The organism is Tepidimonas alkaliphilus, from assembly GCF_007556595.1.
Lineage (GTDB): Bacteria > Pseudomonadota > Gammaproteobacteria > Burkholderiales > Burkholderiaceae_C > Tepidimonas > Tepidimonas alkaliphila.
This window is the reverse complement of the sequence record NZ_VJNB01000015.1, coordinates 21,489-38,175: the sequence shown is the minus strand read 5'-3', so window position 1 is coordinate 38,175 and position 16,687 is coordinate 21,489. Positions and strand designations below refer to the sequence as shown.

The window sequence follows — 16,687 nt, the reverse complement described above, 5'->3', positions numbered from 1 at the left end:
GCTCACCAGTCGAAGCCGAGCTGTTCGGGCACGCCCGGCGACGACGCGCGCGGGGCCGACCGGCGCACGGCGCGGGGCGGTGCTGTGCAGCGCTCCAGCCCGGTGTTCGGGTCGCGCGCCAAGGCCCCCGGCATGCCGCGGCGCGAGCCGTGCCGCTGCGCCACCATCCGCGCCTCGGCGTGCATCTCGGGGCGTTGGCGCCAGGCGTGCAGGCGCGCCTTGGCGGTGCGCAGGGCGGCCTCCAGCTCCACCGGAGGCTGCGGCCAGTCGGCGCCGACGCGCACGCCGCACGCCTGCTGCACGGCGGCCGGCATGCGCCACGGCTCAAACAGCCAGACATCCGGCACGCGCTGCAGCGCCGGGCACCACGTGCGCACGAACGTGCCGTGCGGGTCGTGGTCGAGCGCCTGCTTGACGGGGTTGTAAACGCGCGTGGCGTTGATGCCGGTGGTGCCGGACTGCATCTGCACCTGCGGCCAGTGGATGCCGGGTTCGTAGTCGAGGAACAGGCGCGGCAGCCACAGGCCGACCTCGCGCCAGTGCAGCCACAGCGGGTAGGCGGCCACCGACATCAGCATCGAGCGCATGCGAAAGTTCAGCCAGCCGTGGGCGCGCAGCATCGCTACGCAGGCGTCCACCATCGGCCAGCCGGTGCGGCCCTCGCGCAGCGCGGCAAAGCGTGCCTCGTCCCACTCGGCTTCGCGCAGGCCATCGTAGCCGCGGTGCAGGTTGCGCCACTCGAGCTGCGGCTCGCTTTCCAGCTTCTGGATGAAGTGGCAGTGCCAGTAGAGCCGGCTGGCCAACGCCCGCAGGCCGGCGCGCAGCCGCGGGGCCTCGGCATGCTCGGGGCCGCGGCGGTCGGCCAGCGCCTGCAGCCGCGCCTCGGTGGCCTGCACGACCTCGCGCAGGCTCAGCACCCCGTAGGCCAAATACGGCGACAGGCGCGAGCAGGCGCCCGGGGCGCTCAGCGGCGATGAGATGCCGCCGCGGTAGCGCGCCGCGCGCCGCTGCAGAAAGCCGTGCAGCACAGCCTCAGCGCGGGTGCGCCCGCCGCGCTGGCGCTGCGGCGGCTCCCATGGATCCAGGCCCAGCGCCGCGGCGTCAGGCCACGGGCCGGGGCGCAGCACGCTGTCGTCGCCGAGCCACCAGGCCAGCGGCCCGATGCCGGGCGGCGCCGCCCACGGCCATGCCGCGAACGTCAGCCGCGGCGGCGGCCACGGGGCCTGCGGCGCGCGCATCAGCCGCTCGCGCGCGGCCAGCCACTGGTCGCGATCGCGCAGGCCGCGCACGACGCCGAACGCCGGCACCTCGTGCAGCGTCACCCCGTGTGCGCGCGCCCAGCGCCGCACGGCGCGGTCGCGCGCGAACGTCCAGCCGTTGCCGGTTTCCTCGTGCGCGTGGATCGCCGCAAGGCCCGCGCGGCGGTGCAGCGCCGCCAGCACCGCCACCGCTTCGCCGACGGCCACGTGCAGCGCGGCGTGCGGCTGGCCGGTGGCGGCCAGCGCCGCGTCCAGCTCCAGCAGGCTTTCGCGGATGAAGCCCCAGTGCTGCGCGGCGGCGTCGGGCTGGCGCCACAGCCCGGGCTCGACGATGTAGAGCGCCAGCACCGGCCCGCGCGCCGCGGCGGCCGCCAGCGCCGCGTGGTCGTGCACGCGCAGGTCGCGCTTGAACCAGACCAGCTGCACCTCGCTCATGCCGGTGTTTCACCCCCGGTGCGCGCCGCCGGCCACGCGCGCGGCCAGCCAGCGCATCAGCGTGCCCAGCAGCGGCAGCTGGCCGTAGAGCTCCTCGGCGGCGTCCCAGTAGTCGCGGTGTTCGCTGATGCGCCCGTCGGCGTCGAAGCGCAAGTGCGTGGCGCCGCGGATGCGCCGTTCCTGCCGCTGCCCGCGCCAGCGGAACACGAGCGTCCAGGTGACGAAGCCCTGCGTGGCGTCGCCGAGCCGCTCGTGCACCACGAAGCGCGGCTCATCGAGCTGCGCGTACATGCGCACGAAGATCGCGCGGATCGCCGCGCGCCCCTGCACCTCGTGGAATGGGTCCTTGAAGCGCGCATCCGGCGCGTAGAGGGCGTCCAGCGCGTCGAGGCGGTCGGCGCTGAGCCGCTCGAACACGGCGGCGGCGCGCGCGGTCGGGTCGGGCGGGATGCGGGGCTCGGACGTCATAGCGGGGCGGGTTCACAGGCCGGTGGCGCGGCGCACCAGCGGGAAGTAAAGCCGGTACGGCAGGCAGCGCAACAGCCGCAGCGCGAGCGTGAAGCGCTTCGGAAAATGGATGTCGAACGCGCCGCGCGCCCAGCCGTCCAGCATGCGCTGCGCAGCCTGCTCGGGGGTGAGCAGCGCCGGCATGCGAAAGGTGTTGCGCGCCGTCAGCGGCGTGGCCACGAACCCGGGGTTGACGACGCTGACGCCGAGGCCGCGCGGGCGCAGGTCGAGGTAGAGGATTTCGGCCAGGTGGATCAGCGCTGCCTTGGTCGGCCCGTAGGCCAGCGCCTGCGGCAGGCCGCGCCAGCCGGCCACGCTGGCGATCAGGCTCAGGTGTCCGTGGCCCTGCGCCAGCAGCCGCGGCACCGCCGCGCCGACCACGTGCAGCGCGCCTTCGACGTTGACGCGCTGGTGGCGCAGCAGCTCGTCGAGGTCCAGCGCCGTGGCGCGCAGCGGCTGGTAATGCGCCGCGGCGTGCAGCACGACGTCCACCGGCCCTTCGGCCCACAGGCGCGCCGCCGCGGCGGCCACCGCGTCGCGGTCGGTCACATCCAGCGGCAGCGCCTGCCGCCGCGGCGCGGCGGCGGCCCAGGCCGCCAGCGCCTCGGCCTGCCGGGCGGAGGCGATGACGCGGGCGCCGCGCGCATGCAGCGCCTCGGCCACCGCGCGGCCGATGCCGCTGGAGGCGCCGACGATCCAGACGCGCTGTCCCTGCCAGTCGCGCAGCGGAGGGTTGGCGCTCATGGATCCAGCCGCGTGAACGACAGCGTCACCTCGCCGAGCCGGATGCCCCACTTGGACATCGTGGCGCGGTTGAGCATCGTGCGCTCGTCGATCAGGAACATCCAGTCGTCGAACTGCACCTCCCACACCCGCCCGTCCACCGGCAGGGCCAGCGTGTAACGCCAGTTCAGCGCGTTGCCGGCGGCCACCCCCTGCGCGGCGCCGACGACGTCGTCGGCGCGGCCCTCGTAGCGGCCGTCGCCGAGGTCGGTCAGGCGCCAGACGCGCCGCTCGGTGGCGCCGTCGCTGTAGGTAAAGCGCTCGTCCAGCACGCCGTCGCGCCCTTGCCACTGCGCGGTCATCTCGACGACGAAGCGCCGCCGCACGTGGCCGAAGCGGTCCTGGAACATGCCGTGCGCGACGAGGCGTCCGTTGAAGTAGGTCTTCAGGTCCAGCGCGGGGCGCTCGGCGGCGTACTGCTGCGGCGTCGGCGTGGCGCAGCCGGCCAGCGCCAGCGCAAAGGCCGCCAGGCCCAGCGCGGCGGCGCGTCGTCCGTGGTGTGGCCGGTTGGGGAGATCGGAGCAAGCGGTGGGGGTGGCGTTCATGACGGATGGACTCCACAGGCGGGGGTGGCCGCCGCGGTGCCGGCGGCGGGCGCAAGCGCCTCGCGGCGCAGCAGCGTGGCCAGCAGCGCCGCGGCCAGGAGCTTGAGCGCGCACGGCAGCACGGCGTAGGCGAGGGTGAGCGCCTGCAGGCCGACGGGGTCGGCGCCGCCCGGCTGGTAGCCGAGCCGCTGCAGCAGCGGCAGCGCCAGCCCCGCGGCCAGCGCGAGGTTGGCCTTGGCCAGCAGGCTCCACCAGCCGAAGTAGGCGCCGTCGTGGCGGCCACGCTCGCCGGCGGCGGCCACGACGCCGGCCAGCAGCGCCGGCGGCAGCGCCAGGTCGGCGCCAAGCGCCAGGCCCGACAGCGCGCAGATGACCGCAAACGCCGCCACGTCGCCGGCGCCGAGCGTGGCGGTCCAGGCAAAGCTGGCCACCGCCAGCAGCATCGCGAGCCCCCAGGCGCGCACGGCGCCGAGGCGGCGCACCAGCCGCAGCCACAGCGGCAGCCCCGCCGCCGCGGCGAGGAAATACAGCGCCAGCAGCGGCCCCTGCCAGGCGGTGGCCTGCAGCCGGTCGGCGATGAAGAACAGCGCCAGCGTGGCCGGGATGGCGCTGGCCAGGCCGCTGACGACGAACACCGCCGCCAGGCGCCGAAATGCCGGCTGCCGCCATGGATGGTCCCAACCGGCCTGCGGAGCCGTCGTCGATTCCGGCACCGATGTGGCTGGAGGTCGCGGCGCGCGCGCCAGCGCCGCCGTGCCCAGCGCCAGCAGCGCGGCCAGCAGCGCCAGCGTCGCGGACCAGCCGATCAGCCCCGGCAACAGCGAGGCCAGCACCACGCCGGCCAGCGCCAGCCCCTCGCGCCAGCCGGCCAGCCGCGCCTGCCGCGCGGTGTCGCCGCCCAGCCGCGCGGCCCAGCTCTGATGCACGATCGCCAGCGCGCTGTAGGCCAGCGTCGTGATCAGCAGCCCCGCGAGCGCCCAGGCCGCCAGCACGGGCAGCTCCAGCGCCGGCGGGCGCAGCAGCGCCGCCATCGCCAGCGCCAGCAGCGCGGCCAGCCCCGCCACGCGCCTCAACACCGCCGCCGAGCCGCCGCGCGCGAAGGCGCGGTCCCACGCTCGTCCAAGCCACGGGTCGGTGACGGCGTCGAACGCGCGGGCGGCCAGCAGCACAGCGCCCAGCCACGCCAGCGGCACCCCGAGCTGGGCATAGACGTGCGGCACGTGCACGTAAAGCGGCAGCGCCGCGAACGCCAGCGGCAACCCCAGCAGCCCGTAGCGCAGGCCGTCGGCGGGGGGCAGGGCCGCGCCGTTCATCGTGCCGCCGTGGGGCCGGAAAGTCCGAGCAGCGCCGCGCGCAGCGCCGGCTGCGACGTGGTCGGCGCCAGCCAGATGCCGAAGAAGCGCTCGGCAAAGCGCGGCTCTGCCAGCTCGCCCAGCGGCTGCGGCGCACCTCCCGCCCGCGCGAGCACGAAGCGCGCCCCGTGCGCCGGATCCCACAAGCCGGCGATGCGGTCGCCGTCGGCCACGTCCGGGAACAGCCGCTGCATCGCGGCCAGCCAGCGCGCCTCTTCGGCCGGCTCCAGCGGCCCGGCGCGGCGCATCTCCTCCAGCGAGCGCAGCGCGATGTCCCGGCCCCGGAATGAGCGCAAGTAGTGCAGCTCCAGCACCAGCGGCGTCTGGCCGAGCTGGGCAGGCTGCCAGCCGGGCGCGGCCCACAGCGTGGCGTGATAGACCGCCAACCCCAGAAAACGCAGCGTGCCGCGCCCTACCACCGCCGCCCCGGGCAGCAGCGCCGGGCCGAGGCCCTGCGTCTCGCCGGCCACCACGCGCGCCACGACCGCCGGGGTGGCCGCCGTCAGCGCCAGCGCCGCCGCGGTGTGCAGCAGCGCGCGCCGCTCACGCGCGCTCGAGCGTGACCTGCACCACATCGATGTCCCCGGCGTCGAAGCCGGCCTCGCAGTAGGCCAGGTAGAACGTCCATAGCCGCACGAAGCGCTCGTCGAACCCCTGCGCCCGCACGGCCTCACGCTGCGCGAGGAAGGCGCGCCGCCAGCGCCGCAGCGTCTCGGCGTAGTCGGCCCCGAAGGCCAGCTCGTCGCGCACCTGCAGGCCCGCGCGCGCCGCCTGGCGGCGGATCTCGCCGCGGCTGAGCAGGCAACCACCCGGAAAAACATACTGCTGGATGAAATCGGTGCCGCGCAGGTAGCGCTCGAACAACTCGTCGCGGATGACGATGGCCTGGATGCAGGCCCGGCCGCCCGGGCGCAGCAGGCGGCGCACGGCGTCGAAGTAGGCCGGCCAGTAGGCCTGCCCGACGGCCTCGATCATCTCGATCGAGACGATCGCATCGAACGGCCCGTCGGCGATGTCGCGGTAGTCCTGCAGCCGCAGCTCGACGCGCTCGCTCAGGCCCGCGTGCGCCAGCCGCCGCATGCCGTGCGCCAGCTGCTCGGTGGACAGCGTCACGCCGACCACGCGCGCGCCGAACTCGCGCGCTGCCATCTCGGCCAGCGCCCCCCAGCCGCAGCCGATCTCCAGCACCCGCGCCCCTTCGGTCACGCCGGCCTGCCGCAGCGCGCGGCGCATCTTGGCGCGCTGCGCCTGCTCCAGCGTCTGGCCAAAGTCGCCGCCGAACCATGCCGACGAGTAGGTCATCGTGTCGTCCAGCCACAGGCGGTAGAAGCCGTTGCCGAGGTCGTAGTGGGCGTGGATGTTGCGCCGGCTGCCGGCGCGGCTGTTGCGGCGCAGCCGGTGGCGCAGCCGGTACAGCAGCCGCCCGGCCCAGTGGCCGTGGATGGCCGCATCGATCTCGCGCCGGTTGGCCAGCATCACGCGCAGCAGCGCCGCCAGATCCGGCGTGCTCCAGAGACCGTCAAGGTAGCCCTCGGCAAAGCCGATGTCGCCGCGGCGCAGCGCGGCGGCGGCCACGCGCCAGTCGTGCAGTTCCAGCCGCGCGTGCAGCGCGGCCGGGGCGTGCGCCGCGCCGAAGCGCAGCGTCAGACCGTGCGGCGTGCGCAGCTCCAGCTGGCCGTGGCGCATCTGGCGCAGCAGCCGCAGCACGCTGCGTCCGGCCGCGGGGGCCTGGCGCAGCGCCAGTTGCCAGACGGTGGCATCGCCGCCGGGCGGCAGTGGAGGGGCGGACAGCAGGCTCATCGGACGGCTCCAGTAGGGTTGAGCGGGCTCTGGCGGGTCACCCACAGCGCCGGGGCGGGCGGCTTGGCGTGCACCGGCACGCCCTTGAGCCACAGGCGCAGCGCGTGCCAGTGGATGCGCGCGATCACCGCCGCGCTGTGCCAGCGGTGGCGCCACAGCAGCCGCGGCCAGTCGCCAGGTTCGGCGGGGCGCAGCGCGCCGCTGACGCTGGTGCGCAGCAGTGCGCCGGCCTGGTCGGCGTAGTCGATGCGCACCACCGTGCGCGGCTGCTCGCCGGCCCGCGCGTGCAGGAAGCGGAAGGCGTAGCCGCCCTCCACGCGGCAGAACGGCGAGACGTGAAACGCCTTCGGCGCGTGCAGCGTGGCGCCCCAGGCCGGACGATCCAGCACGTAGCAGTGGCGCTCGCCGAAGGTGTTGTTGACCTCGGCGACGATGGCGCGCAGCGTGCCGTCGGCGCGGTGGCAGTACCAGAAGCTGACCGGCTTGAACGCGTAGCCGAGCACACGCAGGTAGGTGTGCAGCCACACCGGCCCGTCGGCGTCGCGCACCCCGTGCGCGGCCAGCAGGGCGCGCAGCCACGCCAGCGCGCCGCCGGCGGCGGGGCCGCGGCCGTCGCCGTGGTCGGCGTCGAAGAACGCGATCGCGCCGCGGCGGTTCACGGCCAGACCGCTTGCCGCCGCGGCCTGCGGCAGCGCGTGCATCGGCAGCAGCGCGAACCACGTGCGGTGCTCGAAGCCGTGCGCGCGCGGGCGCAGCCGGTGGTGGCGCACCATGCCCTCGCCAATCCAGATGCGGTCGTCGCCCCAGGGCACGGCAGCCGTCGGCGCGTGCGCGAGCGGCGCAGACTCACGCAGCTGCACGCCAGCCCCTCCATGCCTTTTCGATGGCCTGCGCGGCCGCATCGCCGGCGCGCAGGCCATCCTCGTGAAAGCCGTATCCCAGCCACGCCCCCGCGAACCAGGTGCGTTGACGCCCCTGCAAGGCCGCGATTTGGCGCTGGGCCGCCACCGCGGCATGGTCGAACACGGGATGTTCAAATTCAACCTCGTCGATGACGCTGGCCGGATCGATCGGACGGACGGGGTTCAGCGTTTCGATCAACGGCGTGCGAAACGGCAACGGTTGCAGCGCGTTGAGCCAGTAGTGCAGGCACACCCGCGCCGCTTCGGTGCCGGCGTCGGCGGCGCGCTCGTAATTCCAGGCCGACCACACCGATCGCCGCTTTGGCATCACCGAAGTGTCGGTGTGCAGCACCGCCCGGTTGCGTTGGTAGCGGATCGCCCCAAGCAAGGCCCGCTCCTGATCGGTGGGCTGCGCCAGCAGCGCCAACGCCTGATCGCTGTGGGTGGCCAGCACCACCGCGTCGAAACGCGCTCGCCCTGCGTCGGTGATCACGGTCACGCCGGCTGGGTCGCGTTCGATGCGCCGCACCGGCGTGCGCAGCCGCGCATCCGCCAGCCGCGCCACGATGCGCTGCACATACTGCCGAGCTCCGCCGGGGATGGTGAACCATGTCGGGCGTCCGTAAACCTGCAGCAGTCCGTGGTTGTGACAGAAGCGAATCATCGTGCCGACGGGAAACGCCAGCATCTGCTCCGTCGGGCAGCTCCAAATGCAGCCCAGCATCGGCAGCAGATACCAATCGCGCAGCGCGCGGCCAAAGCCGTGACGATCCAAAAAAGCCCCTAAAGGCTCGGCCAAGGCCGCATCGTCGCCGCGCCGCGCCAGCGTGGTGCACAGTCGGTTGAAGCGCAGCAAATCGGCCAACATGGCCCAAAAGCGCGGTCGCACGAGGTTGCGGCGTTGCGCAAACACCGTGGCCAACGAGGCGCCACCCCATTCCAGCGCGGGCTGGCCGTCGGGGCCGGGCAGCTGCACCGAAAACGACATGGTCGAGGGCGCGGCGGGCACGCGCAGCTCTTCCAGCAGCGCCGTCAGCCCCGGGTAGGTGCGATGGTTGAACACCAAAAAGCCGGTGTCCACGCCGTGCGTCACGAGCTGACCGTCCTGGCCGGGCAGCGTCACATCGATGGTGCGCGTATGGCCGCCAAAGTGCTCACCGGCTTCCAACAGCGTGACATGGGCCCAGGAGCTGAGCCGATAAGCGGCAGCCAAGCCTGCGATGCCGGATCCCACAACCGCAAAGTTCATACGCGCTCCGGCCGGTGATGTCAAAAACCACCGTGTTTGTCCTAGACAAAACCATTGTATGCTGCTCGGACGTTTTTTGCATCGTTGAGGTTCCCCCTTTTTTATGCAGGAAGACCCCGCCGCCCAGGCGTCCCATGGGTCGGCTCATTGGACGATTGCCGACGTCGAACGTGAAACCGGCATTGGCAAGAACACGCTGCGCGTGTGGGAGCGCCGTTACGGCTTTCCCAGCCCAGCGCGCGACGCGCGCGGCGAGCGGCTGTATGACGAACACCAGCTGGCTCAGCTGCGGCTGATCCGGCGCTTGCTGGACACCGGACATCGGCCTCACCAGGTGGTCGGCTTGCCGCTGGCGGCTTTGCAGGCGCGGGCGCAGCAGGGGATGAACCCCACGCCCTCCACGGCCCGCTTGCGCCGCCAGCCGAGCGATGCACCCGCGGATCTCACCCCGTGGCTGATGCAGTTGCGCCAGAACCAGACCCCGCGCCTGCGCGCGGCGCTGCGGGCTGCGGTGCGCGAACAGGGGCTGGCCGCCGTCATCGAGACCTTGGTGGCGCCGCTATGCGTGGCCGTCGGTCAGGCGTGGGCGCAGGGCGAGCTCAGCGTGTATCAAGAGCACAGTTTCACCGAGGCGGTGCAAACCGTGCTGCGCGAGGCGATCGCGCAAGTGGAAGCGGCTGCAGCCGGCGCTTCGGGTTCGCCGCGCGTGCTGCTGACCACCCCGCCTGGGGAGCTGCACCAGCTCGGTTTGCTGATGGCCGAATGTTTTTTCGCGCTGGAGGGCTGCGACCGCTGGTCGCTGGGGGTTTCCACGCCGCTGGCCGACATCGCGGAAGCGGCGCAGCGCCTGCAAGTGGACGTAGTGGCGCTGAGCTGCAGCGCGCGCCTGCGTCGCCGCGAGGTGGTCGAGCCCGTCACGCAACTGCGGCAACGCTTGCCTGCCCGCGTGGAGCTCTGGGTGGGCGGTGCCGGCGCGGCGCGCCATGCGCGCGCGCTGCCGCCGCCGGTGGTCATGCTGCGGCAGGCAGCCGATGTGGCTGCTGAGGTGCGCCGCTGGCGCCAACGCCGCCACCTGCGCTAGTCCCCGATACGCAACCGGGGCAAGCAGCGCTGCGTGGCCTGACCACGGACTGGGCGGTGAGGCGGCCTCAGCCCGTGGGCTCCAGCGGCAGCAGCGCCCCGTAGCGCTCGGCCAAAAACGCCTCGCCCTGCTCCAGCACGAAGTAGCGAAATGCCTCGGCCGCGGGCGACAGCAGCTTGGCCAGCGTGTGCACCACGTGCCAGGCGCGCACCAGCGGCGTGCCTTCCACGTCCAGCCGCGCGATCAGGCCATGCTGCAGCTCCAGCTTGAGGGCGTGCAGCGACACGAAGCCCAGCCCCAGCCCCGCCATCACGGCCTGCTTGATGGCCTCGTTGTCCGGCAGCTCCATCGCAATGCGCAGCTCCAGCCCGTGGCGCTGCGCAAACTGTTCCAGCAGCGCGCGCGTGCCGGAGCCGCGCTCGCGCACGATGAACGGGTAGGGCGCCAGCGCCTCCGGCGCCGGGTGGCCGATGCGCAGCAACGGATGATCCAGCGGCGCGACGAACACGTGCGGGTGCGCGGCGAACGGCTCGGCGCGCACCGCCAGTTCCGACGGTGGGCGGCCCATCACCGCGGCATCCACTTCATTGGCTTGCAGCAAGCGCAGCAACTGTTCGCGGTTGCCGGTGACCAGCTTGATGTCCACCCCGCGGTGTTCTTGCTGAAACGCCGCCAGCAACGCCGGCAAAAAATATTGCGCCGAGCCGACCATGCCGATGGTGAGCTGCCCAGCCTCCAGGCGCTTGAGGCGCGCTGCGGTGTCCTCGGCGTCCTTCAGCGTGGCCAGCACCTTGCGCGCATAGACCAGCATGTATTCGCCGGCGGTGGTCAGCGACACACGACGCCCCTGGCGCTCAAACAGCGGCAGCCCGACGTGGCCCTCCAGCTCCTTGATCTGCATGGTGACCGCCGGTGGGGTCAGGTGCAGCGCCTCAGCCGCGCGCGAAAAGCTCAGGTGCCGCGCCACTTCGACGAAGATGCGCAGCTGGCGGAAAGTGGCATTGCGCATGGGCTTATTAAGGCATAGATGAACTTAAATAGAAGAAATCGTGAATTTACCTTATCAAAGCCGCTGCTTATAGTGAAGCCCTCGTATGGACGGGAGCCGCACCATGCTGGAGGCGCTGATCTTCGACGTCGATGGCACGCTGGCCGACACCGAGCGCGTGCATCTGGCCGCCTTCAACGCCGCCTTTGCCGCGGAGGGGCTCGACTGGCGTTGGGATGAAGCGCTCTACACCCGGCTGCTGCAGGTCTCCGGCGGCAAGGAGCGGATCCGCCACTATTGGCATGAAGTGCATCCCGACCGGCAAGACATCGACGGCACCGAACTCGCGGCGCTGATTGAGCGCTTGCACGAAGTCAAGACCGCGTTTTACGAGGAGGCGGTGCGCCAGGGCGCGGTGCAGCTGCGCCCCGGCGTGCTGGAGCTGATCGAGCAGGCGCGCCAGGCTGGCTTGCGGCTGGCGATCGCCACCACCACCTCGCCGGTCAACATTGCGGCGCTGCTGCGCAGCGCGATGGGACCGGACTGGCGGCTGGCCTTTGAGGTGGTGGAGGACGCCTCCACCGCCCCGCGCAAGAAGCCGCACCCGCAGGTCTATCTGCAGACGTTGGCGCGCTTGAACCTGCCGCCGGCGCGCGCGCTGGCGTTGGAAGATTCGGCCAACGGGCTGCAGGCGGCGCGCGCGGCGGGGCTGGCCACCGTCATCACGCGCAACGCGTTCACCGCGCACCACGACTTCAGCGGCGCGCTGCGCGTGCTGGATGACCTCAGCGGCATCGACCTGGACACCTTGCGACGTTGGCACGCCGAAGCCAGCGGGGCGCAGCCGTCTTGATGCTGATCCTTTCACGATTCGAAGAAATCCCGAGGAGAACGTCACCATGTCTCTGGCCCAACGCACCACGCTGACGCAGTTCCTGATCGAGCAGCGCCGCCGCTTCCCCAGCGCCAGCGGCGATTTCAACGCCCTGGTGCTGGACGTGGCGCTGGCGTGCAAGGCCATCGCCCGCAGCGTCGCCTTCGGCGCGCTGGGCGGCGTGCTGGGTGCGCAGTCCGGCTCGATCAACGTGCAGGGCGAGGAACAGAAAAAGCTCGACGTCATCAGCAACGAGCTGTTCGTGCGCGCCAACGAGTGGGGCGGCCACCTGGCCGGCATGGCCAGCGAAGAGATGGACGAGCCCTACAACATCCCCTCCATCTACCCGCGCGGCAAGTATCTGCTGGTGTTCGACCCGCTGGACGGTTCCAGCAACATCGACGTCAACGTCTCGGTCGGCAGCATCTTCTCGATCCTGCGCGCGCCGCAAGACGTCATCGACAGCGGCCGCGACGTGACGGCGGCGGACTTCCTGCAGCCGGGCTGCCAGCAGCTGGCCGCCGGCTATGCGCTCTACGGCCCCTCGACGATGCTGGTGCTGACGGTAGGCACCGGCGTGCACGGCTTCACGCTCGACCCCAACCTCGGCGAATTCTTCCTCTCGCACCCGGACATCCGTGTGCCCGAGGACACGCAGGAGTTCGCGATCAACGCCTCCAACAGCCGCTTCTGGGAGCCGCCGGTCAAGCGCTACGTCGATGAGTGCCTGGCCGGCAAGACCGGCCCGCGCGGCAAGGACTTCAACATGCGCTGGATCGCCAGCATGGTGGCCGAGGCGCACCGCATCCTGATGCGCGGCGGCGTTTTCCTCTACCCGCGCGACACCAAGGACCCGAGCAAGCCCGGGCGGCTGCGCTTGCTATATGAAGCCAATCCGGTTGGCTTCATCATGGAGCAGGCTGGCGGGCGCGCCAGCACCGGTCGCGAGCCGATCCTGACCGTGCAGCCGACCTCGCTGCACCAGCGCATCGGCCTGGTGTTCGGCAGCAAGAACGAGGTCGAGCGCATCGAGCGCTACCACCGCGAGCCGGCGCCGACCAAAGACGACAACCCGCTGTTTGGCGAGCGCTCGCTGTTTCGCGACTGAGTCCACGCCTTACCAGATTTGAAGCGACCCCGAGGAGAACTGTTGCCATGTCTGAAAAACACCCCATTATCGCCATCACCGGCTCTTCGGGTGCGGGCACTTCCACTGTCACGCGCACCTTTCAAAACATCTTCCGCCGCGAGGGGGTCAAGGCCGCCATCATCGAGGGCGACAGCTTCCACCGCTACGACCGCAAGGAAATGCGCCAGCGCATGGCGGAGGAGGAGGCCAAAGGCAACCGCCACTTCAGCCACTTCGGGCCGGAGGCCAACCTCTTTGAGGAGCTGGAAAACCTCTTTAAGACCTACGCCGAAACCGGCCGCGGGCGCTTTCGCAAATACCTGCACAGCGAGGAAGAGGCCGCGCCCTATGGGCAGGAGCCGGGCACCTTCACGCCGTGGGAGGACCTGCCGGAAGACACCGACATGCTGTTTTACGAGGGTCTGCACGGCGCGGTCGTCACCGACAAGGTCAACGTCGCGCAGTACCCGGACCTGCTGATCGGCGTGGCGCCCTCGATCAACCTGGAGTGGATCCAGAAGCTGATCCGCGACAAGACGCAGCGTCGCTACAGCCAGGAAGCGGTGGTGGACACCATCCTGCGCCGCATGCCGGACTACGTGAACTACATTTGCCCGCAGTTTTCGGTGACGCATGTGAACTTTCAACGGGTGCCGGTGGTGGATACTTCCAACCCGTTCATCGCGCGCGACATCCCCACCCCCGACGAGAGCGTGTGCGTGATCCGCTTCGCCAAGCCCAAGGGCATTGACTTTCCCTACCTGCTGTCGATGATCGACGGCTCGTGGATGAGCCGGGCCAACACCATCGTCGTGCCGGGCGGCAAGATGGAGCTGGCGATGCAACTGATCTTTACGCCGTTCATCTGGCGCATGATGGAGCGGCGCAAGCGCGCGTTGGGCCTGGCCTGAGGGCCACAGCCCCGCGGTGTTTTCTGGCCACGCCCTCACCTTATGGGATCGACCTTGAGATGAATCTGAGCGACCTTCCTCCCCGCGCCGCCCCGGCGCCTGAGCTGGCCCGCCGTATGGCCAACGCCATCCGCATGCTGGCGGTCGATGCCGTCGAGCAGGCCAAGAGCGGCCATCCCGGCGCCCCGATGGGCATGGCCGAGATCGCCGAGGTGCTGTGGAACCGTCACCTCAAGCACAACCCGGCCAACCCGGCCTGGGCCGACCGCGACCGCTTCGTGCTGTCCAACGGCCACGGCTCGATGCTGATCTACGCGCTGCTGCACCTGACCGGCTACGATCTCCCGATCGAGGAGCTGAAAGCCTTCCGGCAGCTGCACAGCAAGACCCCGGGCCACCCGGAGGTCGGCATCACCCCGGGCGTGGAGACCACCACCGGGCCGCTGGGGCAGGGCATCGCCAACGCGGTGGGCATGGCGCTGGCCGAAAAGCTGTTGGCCGCCGAGTTCAACCGCCCGGGCCACACCATCGTCGATCATTACACCTACGTGTTCCTCGGCGACGGCTGCATGATGGAGGGCATCAGCCACGAGGTCTGCTCGCTGGCCGGCACGCTGCGCCTATCCAAGCTCATCGCCATCTACGACGACAACGGCATCTCGATCGACGGCCACGTCGAGGGCTGGTTCGCCGACGACACGCCGGCGCGCTTCGAGGCGTACGGCTGGCACGTGATCCGCAACGTCGATGGCCATGACGCTGATGCGGTGGATGCAGCGATCCGGCTGGCCAAGGCGCAGGCGCGCCGCCTGGACGGCAAGCCGACGCTGATCTGCTGCAAGACCGTGATCGGCCAGGGCTCGCCGAACAAGGCCGGCACGCACGACGTGCACGGCGCGGCGCTCGGCGCGGCCGAGGTCGCCGCCACGCGCGCGGCGCTGGAATGGCCGCATGCGCCGTTCGAGATCCCGGCCGAGATCTACGCTGCCTGGGACGCGCGCGCCCACGGCGCGGCTACCGAGGCCGCCTGGCGCCAGCGCTTCGCCGCTTACGCCGAGGCGTATCCGGATCTGGCCGCCGAGTTCGAGCGCCGCATGCGCGGCGAGCTCAAGCCCGAGCTGGCCGAGCGCCTGCCGGCGCTGCTGGACGCGGCTGCTGCGCGCACCGACGCCGTGGCCACGCGCAAGGCCAGCCAGCTGGCACTCGACGCGCTCGCCCCGCTGATCCCGGAATTCTTCGGCGGCAGCGCCGACCTGACCGGCTCCAACCTGACCAACTTCAAGGGCTGCACGATCGCCGGGCGCGACCGCTGGGGCAACCACCTCAGCTACGGCGTGCGCGAGTTCGGCATGGCGGCGATGATGAACGGCATCGCGCTGCACGGCGGCTACCTGCCGTATGGCGGCACGTTCCTGACCTTCAGCGACTACAGCCGCAACGCCATCCGCATGGCGGCGCTGATGAAGCAGCGCGTCGTGCACGTGTTCACGCACGACTCCATCGGCCTGGGCGAGGACGGCCCGACGCACCAGAGCGTGGAGCACGTGCCGAGCCTGCGGCTGATCCCTAACCTCGACGTCTGGCGCCCAGCGGATGCGCTGGAGACGCTGGTGGCGTGGGCGGCGGCGGTGCAGCGCCGCGATGGTCCTTCGGCGCTGTGCCTGTCGCGGCAGAACCTGCCGGTGGTCACGCAGCGCGCGCACGCCGACGGCGCCGCGCGCGGCGGCTACGTGCTGAAGGACATGGACGGGGCGCGGGCGGTGATCGTGGCCACCGGCTCGGAGGTCTCGATTGCGCTCAAAGCGCAAGAGCTGCTGGCCGCCGAGGGTATTCCGACGCGTGTCGTCTCCATGCCCAGCACCACGGTGTTCGACCGTCAGGACGCCGCTTATCAGGACGCCGTGCTGCCGCCGGCATTGCCGGCGGTGGCGGTAGAGGCCGCGCACCCGGACTTCTGGCGCAAGTATGTGGGGCGCCGGGGCCGCGTGGTCGGCATCGACCGCTTTGGCGAATCTGCCCCCGGCACGGTGCTGTATGAGTTTTTCGGTCTGACCCCGGCCAAGGTGGCGCAGGCCGTGCGCGAGGTGCTGGCGTGAGCGCGCCGGCGCGCACCGCGCTGCCGTTCGACCTGATGCTGTTCGACCTGGACGGCACGCTGGTCGAGACCGCGCCGGAGATCGCCGACGCCGTCAACGACACGCTGACCGAGCTGGGGCTGCAGCCGGCCACGTTGGAGCAGGTGACGCGCTGGATCGGCCACGGCACGCGCGAGCTGCTGGTGCAGGCGCTGGCCGCGCGCCAGGGCCGCAGCGCCGACGCCGTGCGCGGCGATGCGGGTTTTGCGGCGGCGGAGGCGGTGTTCCAGCGCCACTACGAGGCGCGCTGCGGCACGCGCAGCCGCCCGTACCCCCACGTGGTGGAGGCGTTGCAAGCATTGCGCGCCGAAGGCGTGCGACTGGTCGTCGTCACCAACAAGGAGGCGCGCTACACCGCCCGCGTGCTGCAGGCGCATGCGCTCGAATCCCTGTTCGACCGTGTCATCAGCGGCGACACGCTGCCGGTCAAGAAGCCCAACCCGCTGGCGGTGACCGACAGCCTGCTACGCTTCGGGGTGGAGCGCAGCCGCGCGCTGCTGGTGGGCGACTCCTCCATCGACGTGACCACCGCGCGCCATGCCGGCATCGCCGTCTGGTGCGTGCCGTATGGCTACAACATGGGCGAGCCCATCGAAGCCTGCGCGCCCGATCGGGTGATCGCCGACTTCGGCGCGCTGATGCCCGCGGCGCTGCAGGCGGCGGTTACGGCGGTGGGCAGCTAGCGCCACCCCTTTCTCGTTTCCCCTTGGAATCCACACGACCCAAAAAGGAGAATC

At 71.4% G+C, this 16,687-nt stretch carries 16 protein-coding genes; 6 read left to right on the top strand and 10 right to left on the bottom strand.

Annotation, left to right across the window (positions count from 1 at the left end):
• Nucleotides 1–2: 2 nt before the first annotated feature.
• Genes Talka_RS11200 through Talka_RS11160 form a run of 9 tightly spaced genes read right to left on the bottom strand, consistent with a single transcriptional unit; the run spans nucleotide 3 to nucleotide 8,832 of the window.
• Nucleotides 3–1,694: a cryptochrome/deoxyribodipyrimidine photo-lyase family protein gene (locus Talka_RS11200; RefSeq protein WP_143891409.1), complete on the bottom strand. Its 1,692-nt coding sequence runs from the start codon at nucleotides 1,692–1,694 to the stop codon at nucleotides 3–5.
• Nucleotides 1,695–1,703: 9 nt separating this feature from the next.
• The gene (locus tag Talka_RS11195; RefSeq protein WP_143891408.1) at nucleotides 1,704–2,162 is read right to left on the bottom strand and encodes a nuclear transport factor 2 family protein; all 459 of its coding nucleotides are present in this window, start codon (nucleotides 2,160–2,162) and stop codon (nucleotides 1,704–1,706) included.
• A 12-nt stretch (nucleotides 2,163–2,174) separates the two neighbouring features.
• Nucleotides 2,175–2,945, bottom strand: coding sequence for an SDR family NAD(P)-dependent oxidoreductase (locus tag Talka_RS11190; RefSeq protein WP_143891407.1), 771 nt, complete (start codon nucleotides 2,943–2,945; stop codon nucleotides 2,175–2,177).
• Complete coding sequence (locus Talka_RS11185) at nucleotides 2,942–3,529, bottom strand: DUF3833 domain-containing protein (protein ID WP_143891406.1); 588 nt, start codon at nucleotides 3,527–3,529, stop codon at nucleotides 2,942–2,944. Before Talka_RS11185 ends, Talka_RS11190 begins: the two co-directional genes overlap by 4 nt.
• Nucleotides 3,526–4,842 carry an MFS transporter gene (locus tag Talka_RS11180; RefSeq protein ID WP_143891405.1) on the bottom strand — a complete coding sequence of 439 codons (1,317 nt, stop codon included), beginning with the start codon at nucleotides 4,840–4,842 and terminating at the stop codon, nucleotides 3,526–3,528. The genes Talka_RS11185 and Talka_RS11180 overlap by 4 nt, the downstream gene beginning before the upstream one ends.
• On the bottom strand, nucleotides 4,839–5,456 hold the full coding sequence (locus Talka_RS11175) for a chalcone isomerase family protein (protein WP_143891404.1): 618 nt from the start codon (nucleotides 5,454–5,456) through the stop codon (nucleotides 4,839–4,841). Before Talka_RS11175 ends, Talka_RS11180 begins: the two co-directional genes overlap by 4 nt.
• Nucleotides 5,425–6,681, bottom strand: a complete 1,257-nt coding sequence (locus Talka_RS11170) for an SAM-dependent methyltransferase (protein WP_143891403.1) — start codon at nucleotides 6,679–6,681, stop codon at nucleotides 5,425–5,427. The genes Talka_RS11175 and Talka_RS11170 overlap by 32 nt, the downstream gene beginning before the upstream one ends.
• A complete protein-coding gene (locus Talka_RS11165; RefSeq protein WP_425472684.1) occupies nucleotides 6,678–7,541 on the bottom strand; it encodes a DUF1365 domain-containing protein in 864 nt (287 codons plus the stop codon). The genes Talka_RS11170 and Talka_RS11165 overlap by 4 nt, the downstream gene beginning before the upstream one ends.
• Nucleotides 7,528–8,832: an NAD(P)/FAD-dependent oxidoreductase gene (locus tag Talka_RS11160; RefSeq protein ID WP_143891401.1), complete on the bottom strand. Its 1,305-nt coding sequence runs from the start codon at nucleotides 8,830–8,832 to the stop codon at nucleotides 7,528–7,530. Before Talka_RS11160 ends, Talka_RS11165 begins: the two co-directional genes overlap by 14 nt.
• Nucleotides 8,833–8,935: 103 nt before the next feature.
• Between Talka_RS11160 and Talka_RS11155 the strand changes: the two genes are divergently transcribed.
• Entirely contained in the window at nucleotides 8,936–9,913 is a 978-nt protein-coding gene (locus Talka_RS11155; protein WP_143891400.1) for a MerR family transcriptional regulator, read from the top strand.
• Between the two features lie 67 nt (nucleotides 9,914–9,980).
• Here the strand turns inward: Talka_RS11155 and Talka_RS11150 are convergent, their stop codons facing one another.
• Nucleotides 9,981–10,922 carry a LysR family transcriptional regulator gene (locus tag Talka_RS11150; RefSeq protein WP_143891399.1) on the bottom strand — a complete coding sequence of 314 codons (942 nt, stop codon included), beginning with the start codon at nucleotides 10,920–10,922 and terminating at the stop codon, nucleotides 9,981–9,983.
• 85 nt (nucleotides 10,923–11,007) lie between these two features.
• Between Talka_RS11150 and Talka_RS11145 the strand changes: the two genes are divergently transcribed.
• Genes Talka_RS11145 through gph form a run of 5 tightly spaced genes read left to right on the top strand, consistent with a single transcriptional unit; the run spans nucleotide 11,008 to nucleotide 16,633 of the window.
• A complete protein-coding gene (locus Talka_RS11145) occupies nucleotides 11,008–11,754 on the top strand; it encodes an HAD-IA family hydrolase (protein ID WP_246100670.1) in 747 nt (248 codons plus the stop codon).
• 46 nt (nucleotides 11,755–11,800) lie between these two features.
• Entirely contained in the window at nucleotides 11,801–12,883 is a 1,083-nt protein-coding gene (locus Talka_RS11140; protein WP_143891398.1) for a class 1 fructose-bisphosphatase, read from the top strand.
• 47 nt (nucleotides 12,884–12,930) lie between these two features.
• Nucleotides 12,931–13,815, top strand: a complete 885-nt coding sequence (locus tag Talka_RS11135) for a phosphoribulokinase (protein WP_143891397.1) — start codon at nucleotides 12,931–12,933, stop codon at nucleotides 13,813–13,815.
• Between the two features lie 59 nt (nucleotides 13,816–13,874).
• Nucleotides 13,875–15,911 (top strand): transketolase, encoded by a 2,037-nt coding sequence (gene tkt, locus Talka_RS11130; RefSeq protein WP_143891396.1) that lies wholly within the window; start codon nucleotides 13,875–13,877, stop codon nucleotides 15,909–15,911.
• Nucleotides 15,908–16,633 (top strand): phosphoglycolate phosphatase, encoded by a 726-nt coding sequence (gene gph / locus Talka_RS11125; protein ID WP_246100669.1) that lies wholly within the window; start codon nucleotides 15,908–15,910, stop codon nucleotides 16,631–16,633. The genes tkt and gph overlap by 4 nt, the downstream gene beginning before the upstream one ends.
• Nucleotides 16,634–16,687: the final 54 nt, after the last annotated feature.